Source organism: Sphingomonas sp. CFBP 8765, from assembly GCF_014841445.1.
GTDB classification, from domain to species: Bacteria; Pseudomonadota; Alphaproteobacteria; order Sphingomonadales; family Sphingomonadaceae; genus Sphingomonas; species Sphingomonas aerolata.
Window position 1 is genome coordinate 209,903 of record NZ_JACYTY010000007.1, and the last position, 21,243, is coordinate 231,145.

Sequence of the window (21,243 nt, forward strand, 5' to 3'; positions counted from 1 at the left end):
TGACCACGGTGGCGCCCGATCCTCTCCCGAAAAGCCAGCTCTTGCTGGTCCTCCCACCCGTCCCTTGTCTGCCTAGGTAACCGGTGTCACAACAATGTCGAAGGATCTTTGGCGTGTCAACATGCCGCGTCACACATCGTATCAAGCAGGAGATGCATCGATGAAATTGTTGCGAATTATCGCCCCCGCGCTCGCCGTCATGCTGTCCACGACGGCACCGGCACAGCAGCGCGCCTCGCGACCGATGGTCATCGTCGACGAGGTTGACACGATCCGTAACGAACCGCCCCCACACGGCGCGATCGGCTCCAGCACCGCCTATCGGATCAGCGACGCCGTACCCGGTCGGACGATGGAGTTCCGCAAGCGTATCCTGCACCCCGGCAGCGCGATCGGCCTGCACCGCATCGCGCATGACGAGGTGTATTACGTGATTTCGGGCACCGGCGCAGTCTCGTCCGACGGTGTGACGCTACCGGTACGGACGGGTATCGCGGCCTATCTGTTCGACGGCGAGACGGTCGGCATCCGCCAGACCGGCAGCGACCCGCTCGTGCTGATCATCGCCTATCCGATCCCGCGCTAGGTTCCGGGCTGGATATACGGGACGCGCGCGAACAGTTCGCGTTCCCATCTACGCGGATCGTTCTCGACCCTGGACCGGGCGTCGAAGATCATCGTCGCTCGCGTCGCCCGATCGTACCGCGGCCAGTGCGGTGCGCCGGCATGACCGGGATCGCCGGTAATCGCGAACGCGACGAAACTGTCCTGCATCGCCTTGGACGCCGCCTGCGCATCCGCCGCGGTGCCGGTCTGCGAGCCGGTCGCCCCCAGCGTGCCGAACACCAGCGGAATATCCATGGTATGGAACGCACCACGCCGCGGGTCCGTCCGCGACGCGAAATCGACCTGATAGACCCAGGTCGGCGTTCCCGTATCGGCGCGCGCCTCGGCCTCGATCACCTGCCCGCGCCAGCTCCGCCCTGCCGTGGTCGCGCCGTAGAAGACGTCGGTCGGCGACCAGTCCGGATAGCGCGCGCGGTACTGCGCCACGACCCATTCCGGCAGGATGTCGATCTTCAGCTCGGGCGCCATCCGCGCGGCGACGTTGCTCCAGTCGAGCCCCCTCACCTTCGGCGAATCAAGCCCGATGAACGCCCGCGTCTCGTCATGCGTGTTGCCGAGCAACATCGGGATGCGGTTGCCGAGCGGGTTTGCGTCCGGCCAAAACGGGTGCCGCGTGAGCCACTTCATGTCGAGCACCGGCCCGAAATACACCCCGCCACCCATGATCGGATCGGTCGCCGACAGCGCCTCGACCAGCTTTTCGACCGGCATCGTCAGCAACGGCGACAGGTCGCTTTCGGCCACCCCCAGCTTCGTCAGATATGCCCTGGCACGCGCCGTCGCGTTGAGGGGCCCCGATGCGGTCACCTGCTGCCCGCTCATAGTCGCCGCCCGGTGGAACAGCCCCGTAGCGGCGGGCATCCCCATCATCGTCGCGATCTTCGCGCCGCCGCCGGACTGACCTAACACCATTATGCGGGCCGGATCGCCGCCGAACGCCGCGATATTGTCGCGCACCCATTTCAGCGCGAGGATCAGGTCGAGCTGCCCTGCATTGCCACTGTCAGGAAAGCGTGGGTCGAGCCGCGCCAGATACAGATAGCCGAGCGCGTTGAGCCGGTGGTTCACCGTCACGACCACGACATCGCCGCGCGCCGCCAGCGCCTGCCCATCGTTCTGCGGATCGGTGACGCTGCCGTTCGAATACGCGCCACCGTGGATATAGACCATCACCGGCTTCTTCGCGCGGTGGTCGGCGTCTGCGGTCCAGACGTTCAGGAACAGGCAGTCTTCGGATTGCGGAGCGTAAGGGCCCGACTGCGGACAGACCGGCCCGAAATCGCGTGCCGGTCGGGTCTGTCCGGGCATCGCCACGGCTACCGGCGCCCGAAACCGTTCGGAGCGACCGTAGCGTATCCCCTTGAACGCGAGAATTTTCCGGTCCAAGGATCCGACGAAATTGCCAGCTGGAGCACGAACCGTGAGCGACGTCGCCGCGCCAGCGCCGGACGCCAGGATCAGCGCAGCGGCCCCGCTCAGGGTGCCGCGGCGCGTCCAGCCGTCAGCGGCGGACATCGAGCCCGCCCGACAGATACGCATCGATATCGGCTTGGCGGAACAGGCTCGCATCACCCGGCAGCGAATGCTTGAGCGCGGCGAGCGCTAAACCGATCCGCGCAACGTCTGCGATATCCTCGCCCGAGCGCAACCCGTGCAACACGCCCGCCGCAAACGCATCGCCGCCGCCGATCCGGTCCACGATCCCGGCAAGCACGACCTCCTCGGTCTGGACATGCTTCGCGCGCGTGTCGATCCGTGCGGACAACCGGTGGAGATCGACATGCTCAACGTGCCGCGCGGTCGAGGCGATCGTCTGCAACCGGGGGAACGCCGCGAACGCCGCTTCCGCTGCCTCGCGCCGCCGGTCTTCCGCATCGCCGGAAAAATCGCGGCCCAGCAGGAGGGCGATGTCGCGGTGGTTGCCGAACATCAGGTCGGCATGCGCGACGAGGTCCGTCAGGATCGCACGCGGGTTCGAATCCCAGCGCTCCCACAATTTGCCGCGCCAATTGCCGTCGAACGAGACGGGAATCCCGCGACCGGTGGCCGCCTTGGCAGCGGCAAGTGCGGCTTCCGCCGGGACCGGCCCGAGCGCCGGGGTGATGCCGGACAGATGGAGGCGGTCGACGCCCGCCAGCAGCGTATCCCAGTTCCACGCGCTCACTGGCGCCTCGGCAAACGAGGACCAGGCGCGATCGTAGACTACTTCGGTCGCGCGCAGGCCGGCGCCCGAGGTGACGAAATACAGCCCCATCCGCTCGCCGCCGAACACGATGGTCGATGTGTCGACGCCGTGCCCGCGCAGCGTCGTAATCGCTGCGCGGCCGAGATCGTTGTCGGGCACCCTCGTCGCCATGCCGACGTCGTGGCCCAGACGCGCAAGCTGCGTAACGACGTTCGCCTCCGCGCCGGCGACCCATACGTCGAGCTTGGGCGTCTGCAACAGCAGTTCGCGCCCCGGTGGCGAAAGCCGCAGCATGATCTCACCGAACGCCAGGAATTTGCTCATATCGCCCTCTCTAGTTCCTCCCCGGCGCGGGGAGGGGGACCGCCGCCGAAGGCGGGGATGGAGGGGGGCCTCCACGACCGCTACGCCCGTGGAAGCCCCCCACCGTCAGCCTGTAGCTCTCACCTCCCGTGCCGGGGAGGATTTACCGCGCCAGCCAGCCGCCATCGACCGCCAGGATATGGCCCTGGACATACTTCGCCGCTGCCGACGACAGGAACACCGCCGCGCCGCCAAGATCGCTCGGATCGCCCCATGCGCCAGCCGGGATGCGGTCCATGATCGACTTGTTGCGCACTTCGTCGGCCTGCAACGCCGCGGTGTTGTTGGTCGCGATATAGCCCGGTGCGATCGCGTTGACGTTGATGCCCTTGCTCGCCCACTCGTTCGCCAGCAGCTTGGTCAGCCCGCCGATCCCCGACTTGGACGCGGTATAGCTCGGCACGCGGATGCCGCCCTGGAACGTCAGCATCGAGGCGATGTTGACGATCTTGCCGCCACCATTTGTGATCATGTGTCTCCCGGCCGCCTGGCACAGGAAGAACACCGACTTCAAATTGGTATCGATCACCGCATCCCAGTCCGCCTCGGTGAAGTCGACCGCATCGGCGCGACGAATGATGCCGGCGTTGTTAATCAAGATATCGAGCCCGCCGAGCTTCGCCACGGTCTCGTCGACGACGCGCTGAACCGGTTCGATCGTCGACAGGTCCGCGGAGACGATCTCCGCTTTCCGCCCAAGCGCGCGGATCTGCGCGACGGTATCCTCGGCAGGTGTCCGGCCGACGCACGCGACGTCAGTCCCGGCCGCAGCAAGCGCAACCGCGATCGCTTGGCCGATACCTGTGTTAGCGCCGGTCACGATGGCGACCTTGCCGGTGAGGTCGAAGGGATTTGTCATGCTTTCTCTCTCATTCCCCTCCCGCTTGCGGGAGGGGTTAGGGGAGGGGAAATGCGGACCAACGCTCGTGACCACGCCCTCCCCCGACCCCTCCCGTGAACGGGAGGGGAGAAGATTTACGCCAGCTGGCAGATATCCAGCACGTTCATGTCGGTATAATCCTGGTTCTCGCCGGCCATCGCCCAGATGAACGCGTACGCCTTGGTGCCCGAGCCCATGTGGATCGACCACGGCGGGCTGATCACCGCTTCCTCGTTCGCCATGACGATGTGGCGGGTCGCCTCGCCCTCGCCCATGTAATGGAACACGCGATCCTTCTCGAGGTCGTCGAGCTCGAAGTAGAAATAGATCTCGCTGCGACGCTCGTGGATGTGCGGCGGCATCGTGTTCCACACCGACCCGGGCTTCAGAACGGTGAGGCCCATCACCAGTTGCGCGCTGTCGCAGATGCCCGGGATGACCATCTGGTAGATCGTCCGTTCGTTCGACTCTTCGAGCGAACCGCGCTCCAGCGTGGTCGCATCACCGACCGAGATTACCCGCGTCGTGAACGCCTTGTGCGCAGGGCACGACGCCAGATAGAAGCGCGCACCGTCGCCCGAGAACTGCACATCCTTCGCGCCCATCGTCACGTACAGGCAATCCTTGTTGCCGAGCGTGAACGTCTCGCCGTCGACGGTGACGGTGCCGCCGACCTTGCCGACGTTGACGACTGCAAGCTCGCGGCGTTCGAGGAACGGGTGCCCCGCTGCCGACGCCGGCTCGGCCTGATTGGGCAGCTTGACGCTACCGCTGGAGACCGCGACGCCGCCGATCACAAAGCGCTCAGCATGCGTGTAGTTGAGCACGCATTCGCCGTCGCGGAACAGGTCCTGGATCAGGTAACGGTCGCGCAGTTCGTCGTTGGAAACGCATTCCATCATGTCGGGGTGCGTGGCATAGTAGGTGCGGTCGTACATGATAGGCTCCGGTCAGGCCGCTTGCGCAGCACAATGGGGTTCGTCGATACGGTAAGCGCGGCGGACGAGGCCGCTGGTAAGTTCGTGGGCAAGGTCGGCCGCTTCCCAGTCGGCAAGCCGGTGTTCCGCCACCAGCCGCGCGAGGAATCCACAGTCGATCCGCCGCGCGACATCGTGCCGCGCGGGAATGGAGAGGAACGCCCGCGTGTCGTCGTTGAAGCCGACGGTGTTGTAGAACCCGGCGGTCTCGGTCGTCATCTCGCGGAACCGGCGCATGCCCTCGGGACTGTCGTGAAACCACCAGGACGGCCCGAGCTTCAGGCAGGGGTAGTGGCCAGCGAGCGGTGCCAGTTCGCGCGCGTACGTGCTTTCGTCGAGCGTGAATAGGATGATCGACAGCCGGGTGCTCGTCCCGAACCGATCAAGCAGCGGTTTCAGCGCATGCACGTAATCGGCCCCCGTCGGGATATCGGCGCCCTTGTCGCGGCCATGGCTCGCGAACAGCCCGGCATTGTGGTTGCGCGACGAGCCGGGGTGAATCTGCATCACCATCCCGTCGTCGACCGACATCGCCGCCATCTCGGTCAGCATCTGCGCCCGAAACAGTTCGGCGTCGGCCGGCGTCCAGTCGCCGCGCGTCACCTTGGCGAACAGTGCCTCGGCCTCGACGCGCGACAGGTTCGCAGTCGCAGCGGTCGGATGTCCGTGATCGGTCGCGGTCGCGCCTGCCGCACGAAAGTCCGCACGACGCTTGCGGTGCGCCGCAAGATAGCCCTTCCAGTCGTACACGTCCTCACCGGTCAGTTCGGCGAAGCGCATCATCGCCGGCTTGAACGCCTCGTGCTCGACGTCGATCACGCCGTCCGGGCGATAGGTCGTCACGACGCGCCCGTTCCAGCCCGACTGGCGGATCCGGCGATGCGCGGCGAGATCGTCATGCGCGCCCTCGGTGGTCGCGAGAAACTCGATCCCGAACCGGTCGAACAATGCGCGCGGACGGAACGCGTCGGAGGCAAGCATCTGGCCGATGAGGTCGAAATACCGGTCCGCGGTCGATGCCTCCAGCGCGACGTCGATCCCGAACACGTCGCTAAATACATGATCGAGCCACAGCCGCGACGGCGTGCCGCGGAACAGCGTGTAATGCTCGGCGAACAGCTTCCACGCCGTCCGCGGATCGGTCGCGGGCATGCCGCTCAGCCGCGGGATCGCCAGCGCGTCCAGGTCCACGCCCTGACTATAGAGCATCCGATAGAGATAATGGTCTGGCGCGAGAAGCAGCGAAGTCGCGTCAGTCCAGTTGGCGTTCTCTGCGAACCAGGTCGGATCGGTATGCCCGTGCGGGCTGACGATCGGCAGCGTCGCCACCTCGGCGTACAACGCCCGCGCAATCGCGCGCGTCGCCGGTTCCGCCGGGAAAAGGCGGTCCGGATGCAGTTCCAGAGCCCTTGCCATCGTCCATCCTCCTTGCCGCTTCGCGCGATCCTCTGACAATCTGGTAACCGGTGTCACAGGGTCGCGCAACCACGAATTCGGCCCGATACTACGTCTCGATGTCGACCGGCGGCGAAACCGACGCGCGCCGGATCAGCGTCGAGAGGAACAACGACGGCTCCTCGACCAGATCGCTGACGTCATCGACGCCTGCGATCAACTTCAACGCGGCCGAGCGCGCCATCGATGCGATCGGCCATCGCACCGTGGTCAGCGGCGGCCAGACATGCGCGGCGATCGGCGTGTCATCGAACCCGATGATCGACAGGTCGCGCGGGATGTCGAGCCCGCGTTGCCGCGCGGCATGAATGATCCCCGCCGCCATCTCGTCGTTGGACGAGAAGATCGCGGTTGGTCGCGGCATCACGTCGAGCAACCGCTCCGCCGCGACCAGCCCAGACTCGAACGTGTAATTGCCATCCGCGATCATGCTCCGCGGCAAGGCAATCCCCGCTGCGGCCAAGGCGTCCTCGAACCCCAGACGCCGCTCGCGCGCCGAGCGGAACCCGTGCGGTCCTGCGACCAGTCCGATCCGGCGATGCCCCTGCTCGATCAAATACTCGGTCGCGGTCCGCACCGCCTCGCGGTCGTTCGATGCGACCATATGCTCGGTATCGTCGATCACCGCCGAACCCATGCGGACGTACCGACACCCGATCGAATCGCAGAGCTTGGCGACCGAATCATTCTCGCTGACCGGCGGCATCAGCAGCACGCCGAATAGTCGCTGCCGCTCCAGAAAGTGCCGAAGATCGTCGAGCATCGTCGCGGAGCCGCGATCGAGCGGGCGCACCACCATCTCGAACTCGGTCCCCTGCAACGCCTCCAACATGCCCTGCTGCACGTTCAGCACGGTCTGCGCATTGGGGTTGTCGTGGACCAGCCCAATCAGGAAATTGCGGCGAAGCGCCAGCGCCCGCGCCTGCGGGTTGGGGATATAGCCGAGCTCGCCGATCACGTCCTCGACCCGCTTTCGGGTGTCGTCGTTGAGCAACGGCGACCGATTGATCACCCGGCTCACCGTCTTCTTGGAGACCCCGGCGATCCGGGCAACGTCGTTGATCGTCGGCTGACCGGTCTTCTGCATAACAACGACATAGCCGGACCAGACCAAGTCGTCTTGCGGAAAAGCCATCGCCGCCGCATAATGCTGACACCGGTTACCGATATAAGAGGATGCGATGGCCAAGGCTCTGAGGGTCGATCCGCGTGACTGCGTGGCGACGCTGCTGCACGATGCGCTGGCGGGCGAAGTCGTGACGATCGACGAAGACGCTTTGGTCCTGAACGCCGATATCAGGCGCGGTCACAAGGTCGCGCTGGCACCCATCGCGGCGGGCGAACCTGTGGTTAAATACGGCTTCCCGATCGGCACCGCGACGCAGCCGATCGCCCCCGGCACGCACGTCCATTCGCACAATCTCAAGACCGGCCTCGAAGGCACGCTCGCCTATCGGTTCGACCCGGTCGATACCGCGTCTGCCCCCGGCGCATCGGCCGCGACGTTCGAAGGCTATGTCCGCGCCGATGGCAGCGTCGGCACGCGCAACGAGATCTGGATCCTGTCGACCGTCGGCTGCGTCGCGCGCACCGCCGAACGGATCGCCACCAAGGCCGCGGCGCTGGTCATCGATAGCGTCGACGGCGTCCACGCCTTCACGCACCCACATGGTTGCTCTCAGCTCGGCCAGGACCTGGAGGGCACGCGCACGATCATGGCGAGCCTCGCCTGCCATCCCAATGCCGGCGGCGTACTGATCGTCGGGCTGGGCTGCGAGGAGAACCAGATCGAGGCGTTGCTCGCTACGATCCCGGAGTCGCGCCACGGCATGATCCGCACCTTGACGACGCAGGTCAGCGGCGACGAGATCGCGGAAGGCTGCGCGCTGGTCGCCGAACTCGCCGCGCTGGCAAAGGCATCGCGCCAGACGGTCGGTGTCGACAAGCTCGTCCTCGGCGTCAAATGCGGGGGGTCGGATGGCCTGTCGGGCCTCACCGCCAACCCATTGGTCGGCCGGATGAGCGACCGCGTCACCGCGGCGGGCGGCCGCGTCCTCGTGACCGAAATCCCCGAGATCTTCGGCGCCGAGCAGATGCTGATGAACCGCGCAGCGAGCGAGCCCGTGTTCGACCGCATCGTCGCAGTCGTGAACGATTTCAAACGCTACTTCCTCGATCACGGCGAGACGGTGTCGGAGAACCCCTCGCCCGGCAACGTCGTCGGCGGCATCACCACGCTCGAGGAAAAGTCGCTCGGCGCCGTCCAGAAGGCGGGTCGTGCCGCGGTAGCCGACGTGATCGATTATGGCGCGCGGGTTCGGATTGACGGCCTCACGTTGCTGGAGGCGCCGGGCAACGACGCGGTCTCGTCGACCGCGCTGGCGGCGGCGGGCGCGACCGCAATCCTGTTCACCACCGGACGCGGCACGCCACTCGGCTTCCCTGTGCCGACGATCAAGATCGCGTCGAACACCGATCTCGCCACGCGCAAGCCCGGCTGGATCGACTTCGATGCGGGCGCGGTACTTGAAGACGGTTTTCCGGCCACGGAAGAGGCGTTGTTTACGCGGATTATGCAGATCGCGTCTGGTGCCGAGACCGCTGCCGAACGCAACGGCGAACGCGAGATCGCGATCTGGAAACGAGGCGTAACGCTGTGAACCGACTGTCTTTCGCCAGCCTCTCCACCCTGCCCGGCTCCGTACAAAGCCCGAAAGGGCGCCCAGCCGGCGGCGTCGGCATCGTCCATTTCGGCCCCGGCGCATTTCACCGCGCGCACCAGGCGGCCTATGTCGACGACGTCCTTTCGCACGATGCTCGCTGGGGGATCGCCGCGGTATCGATGCGGACGCGCGGCACGATCGACGCGCTGGCAGAGCAGGACGGGCTTTATACGCTTGCGATCCGCGACGCCGAACCATCGCTGCGCGTGATCGGCGCGCACCGCCGCTTCCTGGGGCCTGAGGACGCGGCAGAGACCCACGCGCTGCTTGCCGACCCGTCAGTTGCGCTGGTGACGACGACCGTGACCGAGAAGGGCTATTGCCTCGCAGGCGATGGCACGCTCGACCTGAGCCATCCCGATATCGTCCACGACCTCGCCGGAACGACGGTTCCGCGAAGCGTCGTCGGCTGGATCGTCGCCGGCCTCGCCGCGCGCCGGGCCGCCGGCATTGCGCCCTTCGTACCGATGCCGTGCGACAATCTCGCGAGCAACGGCGCCAAGTTGCATGCCGCACTGGTCGCCTTTGCGGGACGGACCGATGCATCACTGGCGGACTGGATCGCGGGCGAGGTCCGGGTGCCCTCGACGATGGTCGATTCGATCACCCCGGCAAGCGACGCCGCGCTCTACGCCGATGTCGCCGCAGCACTCGGGATCGAGGATCGCGCTGCGGTCCAGCGGGAATCGTTCACGCAATGGGTCATCGAGGACATCGGGCGGCCGCTCGGCCCCGACCTCGCCAGCGTCGGCGCGACCATCACCACCGACGTCGGCGGCTACGAAAAGGCCAAGCTGCGGATCCTCAACGGCGCGCATTCCACGCTTGCCTATGCCGGCCTGTTGCGCGGATCGACCAGCGTCGCCGACGCGATGCGCGACCCGGAACTGGCCGCGTTCGTAGACGCGATGATCGTCCGCGACATCATCCCGATGCTGCCCCCCGTCCACGGCCTCGACATCCAGGACTATCGCGCAGCCGTACTGCGACGCTTCCGCAACCCGGTGATCGTCCACCGGCTCGACCAGATCGCGCAGGACGGTTCGCAGAAGCTCCCCTATCGCCTCGGCGATACGCTGATCGCCAATCGCCGCGCGGGACGCATGCCGACGCACGTCGTCGCGGCGTTCGGCGCCTGGACCGCGTTCCTGATCCGCCGATCGCGCGGTGGACAGCCGATCGTCGACCCCGCCGGCAACAGGCTGGCCATACTCGCATCCGCGGGCAGCCCGGCGGATATCGTCGCGCGCTTGACAGACGAAGGCCTCGGCATTTCTCGCGAAGTGCTTGAGGACGCTGCACTAATGGCAGCGCTCGGCCGTGCCGCGACCGATGCTCACGACGAAAACTGGGGCTCATTGTTCGCGGGCTGAGCAAGTCGGCTTGTCAATGACACCGGTTTCCCATACGCTTCGAAAAAATAGAACGACATCACAGGAGGGGTTCTTGGCGGCACAGCCGAACACGACCAACACGACACGGATCGCCCAGACCTTCGTGGACGCGCGCCGCGACGGTGGCGTCGTTCCCGAATTTCCCGGCGACGTGCCGGTCACGCTCGACGAGGGCTATGCCGTGCAGGACGCGGCGCTGCTGCTCGCGGACGGCGTCGTGGCGGGCTGGAAGGTCGGCCGGATCAACCCGCCGCTCGACGGTATCGACCGCCTGACCGGCCCCATCTTCGCCGATCAAATCGTCATGGCCAGCGCCGATCCGGTCGCTATGCCAGTGTTCGCGCAAGGGTTTGCCGCGGCAGAGGCCGAATTTCTGCTCAGGATCGGCACCGCGCCCCACCCTGCCAAGTCGACCTATACGATCGACGAAGCCCGCGCGATGATCGACGCGGTGCATGTCGGGATCGAGATCGCGAGTTCGCCCTTCCCCGGCATCAACGCGCTCGGACCGACCGTCACCGTCTCCGATTTCGGCAATAACAACGGCCTCGTCGTCGGCGCCGATGCCAAGGGCTGGCGCGATGGCGACATCAACGACTGGCCGGTCGAGCTGTGGATCAACGGCGCCTTGATCGGTGCGGCCACGAGTGCGACCATGCTCGACGGCCCGTTCGGCGCGGTGCGCTATCTGCTCGAACACCTAGCCGCACGCGGGATCGCGCTGTCGCCGGGACAATGGGTTTCGACCGGCGCGGTCACCGGCGTCCATCCGGTGGCGATCGGCGACCGGGTCGAGGCGCGCTTCGACGGACGGTTAGCCGTCCACTGCACCATCAAGGCCCGCTAGAGGCTGTCTTTAGGAGAGAAGCCAATGGCGAGCATGAACATGCCGGAGGTCGCGGGCGCTCCCGGCGCGAACGGGGTGGGCGAGGCTGGAATTGGCGGCAATATCGGCCGGTATCGCTGGCTGATCTGCAGCCTGTTGTTTGCCGCGACCGCAATCAACTATGTCGACCGGCAGATGATCGGTGTCCTGAAGCCGACCATCTCCGCCGAACTCGGCTGGAACGAGACGACCTATGCCGATGTCATCTTCTGGTTCCAGGCGGCCTATGCGATCGGTTATCTGAGCTTCGGCCGGATCGTCGACGTGCTCGGCGCGCGGATCGGTTATTCGGTCGCGTTCGTGATCTGGACGCTCGGCCACACGCTGTGCGGGTTCGCCGGCAATGCGTTCCAGTTCTCCGCGGCGCGCGTCGTGCTCGGCCTAGGCGAGGCGGGCAACTTCCCCGCGGGCATCAAGGCGGTCTCGGAGTGGTTTCCTGCCAAGGAGCGCGCGTTCGCGACCGGCGTATTCAATGCGGGCGCGAACATCGGCGCGGTGATCACCCCGCTGATCGTGCCGATCATCACGATCGCATTCGGCTGGCGGATGGCGTTCATCATCACCGGCGCGATCAGCCTGATCTGGCTGGTTGCCTGGATCGCGATCTATCGCCGGCCGCGCGAGGTGGTCAAGCTGTCGCCCGCCGAACTCGCGCATATCGAAAGCGATCCCGCAGACCCCGCGAAGAAGATCGGCTGGCTCAAGCTGCTCGGCTACCGCGAGACCTGGGCGTATGCGCTGGGCAAATTCCTGATCGATCCGATCTGGTGGCTGTTCCTGTTCTGGACGCCCGATTTCCTCGCCAAGACCTATCATCTCGATCTCAAGAGCTTCGGTCCACCGCTGGTCGTGATCTACCTGCTCTCGGACGTCGGCAGCGTCGCGGGCGGCTGGTCGTCGTCCAAGCTGATGAAGCGCGGTTACTCCGCCAATTTCGCGCGGAAGATCACGATGCTGGCCTGCGCGTTCTTGGTGATGCCGATTTTCTTCGCGCAATATGTCGACAACCTCTGGCTCGCGGTCGGGATCGTCGGGCTGGCGACGGCGGCGCACCAAGCGTTCTCGGCGAACCTGTACACGATCCCGTCGGACATGTTTCCGCGCGGCGCAGTCGGGTCGGTGGTCGGCATTGGCGGCACGGTCGGTGCGATCGGCGGCATGATGATGGCCAAGTTCACCGGCTACGTCCTGCAGACCACGGGGAGCTACACGCTAATCTTCGCGGTCGCCGGGAGCACGTACCTGATCGCGATCACCGTCGTGCACCTGCTCTCGCCGAGGCTGGCGAGAGTGGACGCGGGCTAGGTCTGCCCTTCCTTGTTCTCCCGCGAAAACGGGAGTCCAGTCTGGGCTCCCGCCTTCGCGGGAGAACAAGCTTCTGACGACGAACATTTGGCCAAATCGCTCAACGCTGATTGGCACCAGGGAGAGAGCAGTGAAGCGTTCCACCACGGCGTCCGTCCTAGCATTAGCCGTTGCGAGCATCGCTCCGGCACAAGCGCAGGACGCGACCGGCCTCCTCTTCCGCGCCTCCGCCGACAAGAGCCTCACCGCCGACTACGCCACCGGCGACCCCGTCCCCAATTTCCGCAGCGGCGTCGACGTAACCCCGGACGGCACGATCGGCGGCGCCGTGCGCTGGGCGGACGACGGCTACGTAGCGTGGAAAGCCCCCGGCAACATCCGCGCGGACCGTGGTACGCTCGCTTTCTTCTGGCGCGCCCGCACCCCCGTCGGCGAAGCCCCGTTCGTGATCTTCCGCACCGGGTTCGCGGACCATTCGAGCTGGGACATGGCGTTCCTACGGATCGACTGGAACGGCCACGGCTTCGACGCCTTCGTCACCGACGCGAACCTCTCGCGCATCCGGGTGTCGTGGACGATCCCCCAAGCCCCCGCCGCCGACGCCTGGTCGCACATCGCCTTCACTTGGGACGAAACCATCGGTGTGCAGCTCTATATCGACGGTAAGCTGGTCGTGCGGAAGGACCAGAAGGCCGACCTCGACAGCGGCCTCGACCAGTTCGGCCTCGCCGGCCGCGTCATGTCCCCCCACCAAGTCCAGAGCCGCTACAATTTCATGCGCGGATCGGACCTCGACGAGATCCGTGTCTACGACCGCATCCTCCCCGCCTCCGATGTCGCAGCGCTCGCCGATAAGCGCGAACCGGCCCCCGCCCCCGCGACCGATCCGGCAGCCAGACGCACGGCGTGGCTCCACCGCTACGGCTGGGACAAGTCCGCGCCACCCGTCCTTGACGCCCCTGTCACCCGCGTCCGGAAAGTCGAATTCGCCGACGCGAAGGACCTGAAGGAATGGATGTGGAAAGGCGTCGACGGAATCGCAGAGACGACCTGGCCCGGCGTCTACAACCGCTCCCGCCTGCCCGGCCGCGACGATTATTTTGAGCTGCCCGACTGGAACACCTATGTCGAAGGCGGCAAGCGCTACGACCTGACGATCCCGCCGAACGAACGCGTCAACCGCGTCGAGATCCGCGGCGCGGCCTATGGTCGCCTGGACTGGAGCAACGGCACCAAGCCCGCCCTGATCGCCACCCGCGCCCGAGGCACAGTCCGCAGCGTAAACCAGTTCGCCCCCCGCACCGGCGGCACGCTGAGCTTCACCAACACGATGCAGGAGCAGCCGATCCAGGAGCTCTGGGCCTATGACGTCGGCGCAGGCGCGGAACCCGCCGGCAGCTTCAAGCTCTCTTACACCATCGACGCCGCCGCCTCCCCTAACCTCGCCGCGCTCGCACCGCTCAACACGTACATCGCCGGCCGGTTCGCGCCCAACGAACGCAGCACAGTCGTCGCGATGCCCTCCGCCGGTCTCAAAGCCGCGGTCGGGGCAGGCACCGGTGGCGCATCCGGCGCGCCCGTCCGCCGCAAGGACGCCGCCCCGATCGTCCACATCCTGATCCCGGCAAGCTTCGGCGACGCGCTCCCCGACCGCCCGCTCGCCCGCGCGTTCGATTACGGCTGGCAGAACCTCAACGACGGTCTCGACGGCATCGCGATTGATATCCCCGCGCTGAACGCCAAGACCGACGCCGCCGGCCTGATCGCTCTCAACATCTGCGTGAAGGACCCGATCTGGCCCGGCCGCGACATGATCGACCTCTCCGTCTCGGTCCGCCCGAACGAAGCGCGCACCCTCTGGCTTGACCTGCGCGACCGCATCCTCCCCAATGACAGCCTCTATCTGACGATCGCCAGCGCCGCCCCCGACTTCGACGCCACCGCGCTGAACGGCGCCAAGATTCGCTTAGTATTAAAGTCTCGCGCCGCAGCCCTGCCCGAGCACATCGCCGACCGCATGGCGCAGGTGAAAGACAATTGGGGCTTCCTCGTCGAGGAACACACCGCCTCGAAACGCGCCGGCCTCTACCAGCGCCTGTTCGCCGACATCTCCGACCTGCTCCGCGTCGACGCCGACAACGCGCGCGCCCGCGCCTATTGGGCCGACATCAATTACCGCCCCGAGAACCTGCCAGCCTTCGTCCAGCCGGTCGCCCCCGCAGGCGTTCCCCTATGGGCCTTCCGCCAGCTCGAAGACCTCAAGCGCGTCCGCCAATTCGTCACCTGGTGGATCGACGATCGGCAAGTCCCCTACGGCGATTTCGGCGGTGGCATTTCCGACGACACCGATCTGACCCAGCAATGGCCTGGCTTGGCGCTGATGGGAGTCGAGCCCGACAAGATCAACGCCTCGCTCCGCGCGCTGTCCGACGCGGTCTACAAGAACGGCATGATCGTGAACGGCCTCGGCTACATTACCGCCGACGAACTCCACGCGTACGAAGAGGGCCTGAACAGCAACGCCGAACGCCTGTACCTCAACTGGGGCGAGCCCAAGGCGGTCGAGCGCCTGATGGACAACACGCGCGCCCTCCAGACCGTGATCCTCAAGAACCCCGCCGGCCACATGCACTTCGCCAGCAACTGGTATGGCGGGCGAAAGATGTACCGCGAAGGTGCGTGGGAATGGCAGAAACCCTATGCCTTCACCGTCATGCACGGCCCGATGCTGGTCGGCCTCTACAACGCCAATCCACTCGCCCGCGGCCTCGTCACCGGCGTGATCGACGGCTGGATGGCGCACGGCAAGCAGGCACCCGACGGCAGCTGGAGCTATCCCAACGAGATCAACTGGCGCACCGATGCCGAGCGCACCGGCGACGGCGGCGGCATCACGACCTCGTTGCAGGCGACCTGGGCCGCGTGGCGCTACACCGGCGACGCCAAATACCTTCGCCCGATCGAAGCGCGGCTCGCCAAGGCCGGTCCGGCCGCGCTGGCCGAATTCAACGAGAACGCGTTCGACGCACTCCCCGGTGGCGCCGCGGCCCGCACCAAACTTGCCACGGCCAAGTCCGAAGACCCGTTCGCCCGCTACACTGCCTGGGCCGCGACCGGCGACACCGCACCCCTGGAAGCGCTCCATGCCGACGCGATCGCCGACAAGTCGCTGCACATGGACATGTACACCGAAGGCCATTGGTGGAGCGACCGCGTCGACCAGCCAAGCGAGATCCTTCAACGCGAGCGCCTCGGTGGGATCGCGCTGCGCCGCAACCAGAGCTGGCCCGGCAACACCGTAAGCTGGCGCTTCGCCGAGCCGGGCGCGGCGACACGGGTCGCGCTCCTGCTGCCCGGCGCGACGCCGACCAGGTTCCGGGTGATCGCCTACAACACCACCGACCACGCCCAGCGCGCGACGATGTCGACCTGGACCGTCACCGCCGGCCGCTGGTCGATGCAGGCGTCTAGCAGCACCGACGGCGGCAAGACGCTCGCAGCGATCGGCGCTGCGCAGACCATGACGCTCGAACGCAGCGCCAGCACCGACGTGACGTTCGCGCCCGGCACCACGGTGTTCGACTTCGCGCTGATCGAGCCGGGCACCCCGGTAGACGAGCGCGCGGACCTCGGCATCGGTACCGACGATGTGGTCGTGAAGGGCCGCACCGTGACGGTCATGGTTCACAGCCTCGGTGCAAAGGACGCGAAAGGCGGCCGTGCGGAACTGATCGACGCGATGGGTAGAGTGGTGGCAACCAAGAGCATCCCGCCGCTGGCCGCTCCGCTGGATCTGCGACCGAGGACCACGACCGTGACGCTGGCGATACCGGCCCGCGTAAACCCCGCAACGCTGACCGTTCACGTCGCGCTTGCTGGGGACGAGCCCGAGATCACGCAGGCGAACAACCGCGTCTCGCTACAGCGATGATGCGCCCTCGATGACGGTTCCTGTATCCCGCAATGCCTTCTCCGCCCAGAGCCAGAGTAAGACCGCCTCCACCCCGTTCGTGCTGAGCGAAGTCGAAGCACACGCGTCCCAGGGTTCACCGTTCGCTCAAGACGCACGGAGGGGCATAGAATGACGCCAACCCGCAGAAGCATACTCGTCGGACTGGCTTCAACAGCCTTCGCCTCCGCAAACGCCCGCGCCCAATCCGTCCCGCTTCTACGCCAAGCCCTGAACAATGCCGCCGCAACCAACCCGGACGAAGCGCTCCGCCTGCTGACGCCGTTCGACGCAAGCTCCCTGCAACCGAGCGACCGCCTCGACCTGATCACCGCCCGCGCCGGTCTGGCAATCGACGCCGCCATCGCACGGTCCACGTTCGGCCGCACCGGACGCAGCCCCTACCGCGTCACCCCTGCGACCGGCGCCTGGAAGGCAGCACGTCCGGATCAAGCCAGGATCGACGCAGACACCACCGCGATCTTCGCCGACGCCGAAGCCGGCATCGTCCTTCCCCGCCTGTCGCTCGACCGCACGGTCGACGCGCTTCGAACCGCCCCCACAAACCCCGCGATCGACCGACAGATCGCCGCGCTCGAAAGTCTCCGCGATATCGCCCCGTCCGCGCCCGGAGTCGGACGGTTCAGGGGCGGCGCGGACTGGTATGCTCTCCAACTGCAACGCCCGCTCGGCGCCATGACGCCAGCCTATGCGGAAGGCCGGCTCTTCGTCGAACTGAACCGCCTTCACGCCCGCGCCACACACCTGTTCGACCGGATCGGCGCATCCAAGGGGACCGTCGCAGCCCGCTATGCCACACTCTGGCGGGACGAACGCTTTCTCTATCCTGACACCGACGCTGGCCGCGCAGAGGCAATTGGCGACATGAACCGCATGCTCGCCACCGCGCGAGCCAAAATCCCGACGGCGTTCGGCGCGCTCCCTCCATGGTGCCTGAACGCCAGCGCCCGCGCGTTATCTGCGCAAGACATCGCCGCCGGCCGCGGCGGCTATCGAGAGGTCCCGACTCCGACCCGCGCCGGCGCCTATGTCGTCGACCTCAAGGACATCCGCTGCCGTCCATGCTGGACGCTCCCGAGCGTCGTCGCGCACGAACTCCTCCCCGGCCACATGATCCAGCTGGGTCTGGAGAGCGCCACCCCGCCCCACCCGCTCCGCATCGAATACGCGTCGGCCTTCGTCGAAGGCTGGGGCATCTACGCCGAGCAACTTGCCGAAAAAGCCGGTGCCTATACCGACCCGCACGATGCGCTCGGCCACATTCACTGGCTTCTGTTCCGCGTCGCCCGCGCGCTCGTCGATCTTGGTATCCACCTCCACGGCTGGTCGATCGAGCAGGCCCGCGAGCGCTTTACCGAATGGCAGGGCGAACCCGCCTATTTTGCACCGTTCGGCACCGAGCTGGCCCGGATCCCGCTCGAACCGGGCACGCGCGTTGCAGAGGCAATGGCGTGGCTGGCGATCGTCGACCAAAGCCGCAGTAGATCGCCTACTGTATATCATAGGGGGCTATTGCTCCCCGGACGAAAACAAATTCTATCTCCTGGATAATCAAGTCGATATTCGACGATCAAATATAATCTATTTGGAAAAGGTTATTCTTTACTTATTGAGATAAGTCCCCCCGTTTTGACCCAAGCCGTCTCTACTCTTAAATATGAACGTACGTCCGCTGATCCGCGAGTGGCGTCCGAAAGCGGCCATTCCGCTTTCCACCCAAAGAATGCAAAGCGGACCGGCTGCTCTGCGTGGCCACCGACCGCATCGCGGCCGGGGCTGCGCAGCGTTTAATCTCCTTCCTCGTCGCCGCCGTCACAAAGCCGCGCGATCCACGGATTGCAGATCACCAGTACCGGCGGGTCGCGTAGGTCAGTTCCGGGAATAAACTTGAACACGTTGGACCGCCGAAGCTGCCCCCGCTCGAGGCGTGAGAGCAGCGCGGCAGAAATCCCGGCGGCCTGGGCCGCTCCCACCAGCGTCATCTCCTTTTGCCGTCGCGCGAATCTGATCCGCTCGCCGAGCGCGATGATCTGGTTTCCTTTGACGCCTTCAAGGAAGGTGCGGTGCCGTCGCGGCGCCTCCTCCGCCGGCACGCTGGCGAGCCGCCCCCCTCCCGGCATGTCGTTGACGAAGTTGCGGGGGTCGGCGTCCGTCTCGACGGCATGGGCGACATGCTCCCAACCAAGCTCGAGGATGTCAAGCAAGGCGTCGAGCGTGGCAGGCCCCGGCCACGCGGCACCACGCTCGATGTCGGACAGCGCCCCTCGCGTGATACCGGCACGTGCAGCGACCTGGGCCTGAGTCCCGAATGCCGCACCCTCCAGCTTGCCCTGGCGATGACGCTTCAGGAACCCACCAAAATCGGCCCGCAGCCGGACAGCGCCTCGCGGCAGCAACATGCGGCTGGGACGATCCGGCTGGGACACCGCGCCACACCTATACGCGGCTTAAATAGTTGAACAGCCGAATGTCGAGTTTTTGCACACAGCCTTGAAGCCTCTCCCAAAACGCCGTCATGGCCGTTCCCGCCACCTCCTCGAACAACAGCACCGCCGAGCCGCGGCTATGTTTGTCTGCGGTCGACGAGGCGCTGCTGCTCCTGCTGGCGAGGCGGCTTGCACGTGCGCTGTTGCTGGAAGCGGAAGCCGATATGGCGACGGAGATCACACAACCACGGCTTGATTCCGCGCAGTCGGATTCGCACTCTTGATCCTCCGTCCGCTGCAAGGTGCCGACCGATGACCCACGCCGCCGTCGCTTATGGCCGTAAGAGCTTCGACGACCCCGACGAGCGGACGTCGTCGGTCGACGACCAGCAGCTGTTCGCGCAAGGCTATGCCGAGCGCTGCGGGCTGGAGGTCATCGCCTTCCACGGCGACGACGGCATCACCGGCGCGACGATGGAGCGCCCGGGGCTACAGGAGGTCCTGAAGCTCATCACCAAAGGCCAGGTCCGCAACCTCATCATCGAGGATGTCGACCGGCTGAGCCGCGACGCCGAGCATCTCCATTACATGGTCAAGCTGTTCCGGCTGCACCAGGTGGCGGTGCACACGGTGGTGGCGGGCAAGGTCGACGACCTCGTGCTCGCGTTCAAGGGTATCATCGGCGAGCAGCAGCGGATGCGCATCGCCTATACGACCAGGCGCGGCCTGCGCGGCAAGGCGACGCGCGGCGGCGCCACGGGCGGTCGCGTGCTCGGCTATCGCCGCGCGGTGACCGGAGAGGACGCGCAAGGTCGCGAGCTCGACCAGCTCGAGATCGACGACGAACAGGCCGAACTCGTCCGCCGCATCTTCCGCCTGTACGCGGAGGGCTGGAGCCTCAAGCGGATCTGCAACGCCCTCAACGCCGACGGCATCCCCTCTCCGCGCGCCCGCGAGCGCGGCAAGTACAATGCCGGGGTCTGGAACCCCTCGACGCTGTCGGGCGACGTGACGCTCGGCGAAGGCATCCTCAACAACGAGCTCTACATCGGCCGCCGCATCTTCAACCGCCGGACGTGGGTCGAGGTGCCCAACGAGCGGCGCGGCTTCTCGCGCCGCCCGCGCCTCAACCCCGAGGCGGAGTGGATCATCCGCGACGAGCCGCAGCTCCGCATCATCGACCAGCTGCTGTGGGAGCAGGTGAAGGGGCGGCAAGCCGAAGCACGCCGCGCGCGTGACGCGAAGTTCAAACTGACCGGCAACCCGCTGGCGGGTGCCAAGCGTCCCACCCACCTCCTCTCCGGGCTGGTGACCTGCGGCGCGTGCGGCGCCGCGTTCCTGGCCACCGGCGCCGGGCGGTGGCGGTGCAAGGGGCACCGCACGGGAACATGCGACAACGGCTCGATCACCACCATCGAGCTGGAAGCCCGCGCACTGGCGGGCATCCGGGAGCGGCTGCTGACGCCAGCAGTCATCAAGCGCTTCGCCGTTCTGCTCCAGCAGGAACTCGCCGCTGCGGCGCAGGCCGGAAACGCTGAGCGTGCCACGGCCGAGCACAAACTGGTGGAGATCCGCACGCGCATCGCCAATCTCGTCACCCAGATTGAGGAAGATGAGGACGCCCCCCGCGCACTGACGACACGGGTAAAGGATCTGGAAGCCGAGGAACGGCGACTGGAGGAGATCATCGCTGCAACGCCAGCGTCGCCGGTCGTGCGCCTGCCGGCGAACTACGAGAGCCTGTACACGCGCGCGATTGCCGAGCTCGACACGCACCTCGCCTCCACCGACGGTGCGAGCGCCCGGCAGACCATCCGCCCGCTCATCGAGAAGATCGTGGTGCAGCCAGGCAGCGCGCGTGGTGGCAAGCGCCGCCCCATCCAGCTGTACGGTGACCTGTACCGGATGTTGGCGTTCGCGGAGGAAGCGTGCGCGCCAAACGCACAACAGGCCCGTCTCTTACGAGACGGGCCTGTTGTGATACCGTTGGTTGCGGGGACAGGATTTGAACCTGTGACCTTCAGGTTATGAGCCTGACGAGCTACCGGGCTG

16 protein-coding genes are annotated in these 21,243 nt (G+C 66.3%); 9 read left to right on the top strand and 7 right to left on the bottom strand.

The annotated features are described in order from the left end of the window. The first annotated feature begins 199 nt into the window (after positions 1 to 199). A complete protein-coding gene (locus IFT87_RS17045) occupies positions 200 to 586 on the top strand; it encodes a cupin domain-containing protein (protein ID WP_197975336.1) in 387 nt (128 codons plus the stop codon). Here the strand turns inward: IFT87_RS17045 and IFT87_RS17050 are convergent. The 6 genes from IFT87_RS17050 to IFT87_RS17075 form a co-directional block, all read right to left on the bottom strand. Further along, complete coding sequence (locus IFT87_RS17050) at positions 583 to 2,142, bottom strand: carboxylesterase/lipase family protein (RefSeq protein ID WP_192191330.1); 1,560 nt, start codon at positions 2,140 to 2,142, stop codon at positions 583 to 585. The genes IFT87_RS17045 and IFT87_RS17050 overlap by 4 nt on opposite strands. Next, complete coding sequence (locus tag IFT87_RS17055; protein WP_192191331.1) at positions 2,129 to 3,136, bottom strand: sugar kinase; 1,008 nt, start codon at positions 3,134 to 3,136, stop codon at positions 2,129 to 2,131. Before IFT87_RS17055 ends, IFT87_RS17050 begins: the two co-directional genes overlap by 14 nt. A 142-nt stretch (positions 3,137 to 3,278) precedes the next feature. Beyond that, positions 3,279 to 4,034, bottom strand: a complete 756-nt coding sequence (gene kduD / locus IFT87_RS17060; protein WP_192191332.1) for a 2-dehydro-3-deoxy-D-gluconate 5-dehydrogenase KduD — start codon at positions 4,032 to 4,034, stop codon at positions 3,279 to 3,281. A 116-nt stretch (positions 4,035 to 4,150) separates the two neighbouring features. After that, complete coding sequence (gene kduI, locus IFT87_RS17065; protein ID WP_133032375.1) at positions 4,151 to 4,993, bottom strand: 5-dehydro-4-deoxy-D-glucuronate isomerase; 843 nt, start codon at positions 4,991 to 4,993, stop codon at positions 4,151 to 4,153. Positions 4,994 to 5,005: 12 nt separating this feature from the next. Next, positions 5,006 to 6,448, bottom strand: coding sequence for a glucuronate isomerase (gene uxaC, locus IFT87_RS17070; protein WP_192191333.1), 1,443 nt, complete (start codon positions 6,446 to 6,448; stop codon positions 5,006 to 5,008). A gap of 88 nt (positions 6,449 to 6,536) precedes the next feature. Continuing rightward, positions 6,537 to 7,574 carry a LacI family DNA-binding transcriptional regulator gene (locus tag IFT87_RS17075; RefSeq protein WP_192191334.1) on the bottom strand — a complete coding sequence of 346 codons (1,038 nt, stop codon included), beginning with the start codon at positions 7,572 to 7,574 and terminating at the stop codon, positions 6,537 to 6,539. A 94-nt stretch (positions 7,575 to 7,668) separates the two neighbouring features. Here IFT87_RS17075 and IFT87_RS17080 point away from each other — a divergent pair, with 94 nt between their 5' ends. From IFT87_RS17080 to IFT87_RS17105, 6 genes are all read left to right on the top strand, one after another. Next, positions 7,669 to 9,147: a UxaA family hydrolase gene (locus IFT87_RS17080; protein WP_192191335.1), complete on the top strand. Its 1,479-nt coding sequence runs from the start codon at positions 7,669 to 7,671 to the stop codon at positions 9,145 to 9,147. Then, entirely contained in the window at positions 9,144 to 10,583 is a 1,440-nt protein-coding gene (locus IFT87_RS17085; protein WP_192191336.1) for a mannitol dehydrogenase family protein, read from the top strand. Before IFT87_RS17080 ends, IFT87_RS17085 begins: the two co-directional genes overlap by 4 nt. 73 nt (positions 10,584 to 10,656) lie before the next feature. Then, positions 10,657 to 11,451 carry a 2-keto-4-pentenoate hydratase gene (locus IFT87_RS17090; RefSeq protein WP_243645702.1) on the top strand — a complete coding sequence of 265 codons (795 nt, stop codon included), beginning with the start codon at positions 10,657 to 10,659 and terminating at the stop codon, positions 11,449 to 11,451. 24 nt (positions 11,452 to 11,475) lie between these two features. Then, positions 11,476 to 12,795, top strand: coding sequence for an MFS transporter (locus tag IFT87_RS17095; protein ID WP_192191337.1), 1,320 nt, complete (start codon positions 11,476 to 11,478; stop codon positions 12,793 to 12,795). A gap of 130 nt (positions 12,796 to 12,925) precedes the next feature. Beyond that, on the top strand, positions 12,926 to 16,726 hold the full coding sequence (locus tag IFT87_RS17100) for a LamG domain-containing protein (protein ID WP_192191338.1): 3,801 nt from the start codon (positions 12,926 to 12,928) through the stop codon (positions 16,724 to 16,726). A gap of 150 nt (positions 16,727 to 16,876) precedes the next feature. Beyond that, a complete protein-coding gene (locus tag IFT87_RS17105; RefSeq protein WP_133032368.1) occupies positions 16,877 to 18,316 on the top strand; it encodes a DUF885 family protein in 1,440 nt (479 codons plus the stop codon). Between the two features lie 236 nt (positions 18,317 to 18,552). On the opposite strand, the gene IFT87_RS17110 is transcribed toward IFT87_RS17105, so the two are convergent. Further along, positions 18,553 to 19,164: a helix-turn-helix domain-containing protein gene (locus IFT87_RS17110; protein ID WP_192191339.1), complete on the bottom strand. Its 612-nt coding sequence runs from the start codon at positions 19,162 to 19,164 to the stop codon at positions 18,553 to 18,555. Between the two features lie 116 nt (positions 19,165 to 19,280). On the opposite strand from IFT87_RS17110, the gene IFT87_RS17115 reads away from it, so the two are divergent. Both IFT87_RS17115 and IFT87_RS17120 read left to right on the top strand, forming a co-directional pair. Beyond that, positions 19,281 to 19,475 carry a hypothetical protein gene (locus tag IFT87_RS17115; protein WP_192191340.1) on the top strand — a complete coding sequence of 65 codons (195 nt, stop codon included), beginning with the start codon at positions 19,281 to 19,283 and terminating at the stop codon, positions 19,473 to 19,475. A gap of 28 nt (positions 19,476 to 19,503) precedes the next feature. Beyond that, positions 19,504 to 21,222 carry a recombinase family protein gene (locus tag IFT87_RS17120; protein ID WP_192191341.1) on the top strand — a complete coding sequence of 573 codons (1,719 nt, stop codon included), beginning with the start codon at positions 19,504 to 19,506 and terminating at the stop codon, positions 21,220 to 21,222. Positions 21,223 to 21,243 lie beyond the last annotated feature (21 nt).

Coding starts and splice junctions, on each gene's coding strand:
- uxaC (WP_192191333.1), bottom strand. CDS start 6,448: ATGGCAAGGGCTCTGGAACTGCATCCGGACCGCCTTTTCCCGGCGGAA.
- IFT87_RS17120 (WP_192191341.1), top strand. CDS start 19,504: ATGACCCACGCCGCCGTCGCTTATGGCCGTAAGAGCTTCGACGACCCC.
- IFT87_RS17055 (WP_192191331.1), bottom strand. CDS start 3,136: ATGAGCAAATTCCTGGCGTTCGGTGAGATCATGCTGCGGCTTTCGCCA.
- IFT87_RS17080 (WP_192191335.1), top strand. CDS start 7,669: ATGGCCAAGGCTCTGAGGGTCGATCCGCGTGACTGCGTGGCGACGCTG.
- IFT87_RS17045 (WP_197975336.1), top strand. CDS start 200: ATGCTGTCCACGACGGCACCGGCACAGCAGCGCGCCTCGCGACCGATG.
- IFT87_RS17115 (WP_192191340.1), top strand. CDS start 19,281: ATGGCCGTTCCCGCCACCTCCTCGAACAACAGCACCGCCGAGCCGCGG.
- IFT87_RS17110 (WP_192191339.1), bottom strand. CDS start 19,164: ATGTTGCTGCCGCGAGGCGCTGTCCGGCTGCGGGCCGATTTTGGTGGG.
- IFT87_RS17105 (WP_133032368.1), top strand. CDS start 16,877: ATGACGCCAACCCGCAGAAGCATACTCGTCGGACTGGCTTCAACAGCC.
- IFT87_RS17095 (WP_192191337.1), top strand. CDS start 11,476: ATGGCGAGCATGAACATGCCGGAGGTCGCGGGCGCTCCCGGCGCGAAC.
- IFT87_RS17050 (WP_192191330.1), bottom strand. CDS start 2,142: ATGTCCGCCGCTGACGGCTGGACGCGCCGCGGCACCCTGAGCGGGGCC.
- kduD (WP_192191332.1), bottom strand. CDS start 4,034: ATGACAAATCCCTTCGACCTCACCGGCAAGGTCGCCATCGTGACCGGC.
- IFT87_RS17075 (WP_192191334.1), bottom strand. CDS start 7,574: ATGCAGAAGACCGGTCAGCCGACGATCAACGACGTTGCCCGGATCGCC.
- kduI (WP_133032375.1), bottom strand. CDS start 4,993: ATGTACGACCGCACCTACTATGCCACGCACCCCGACATGATGGAATGC.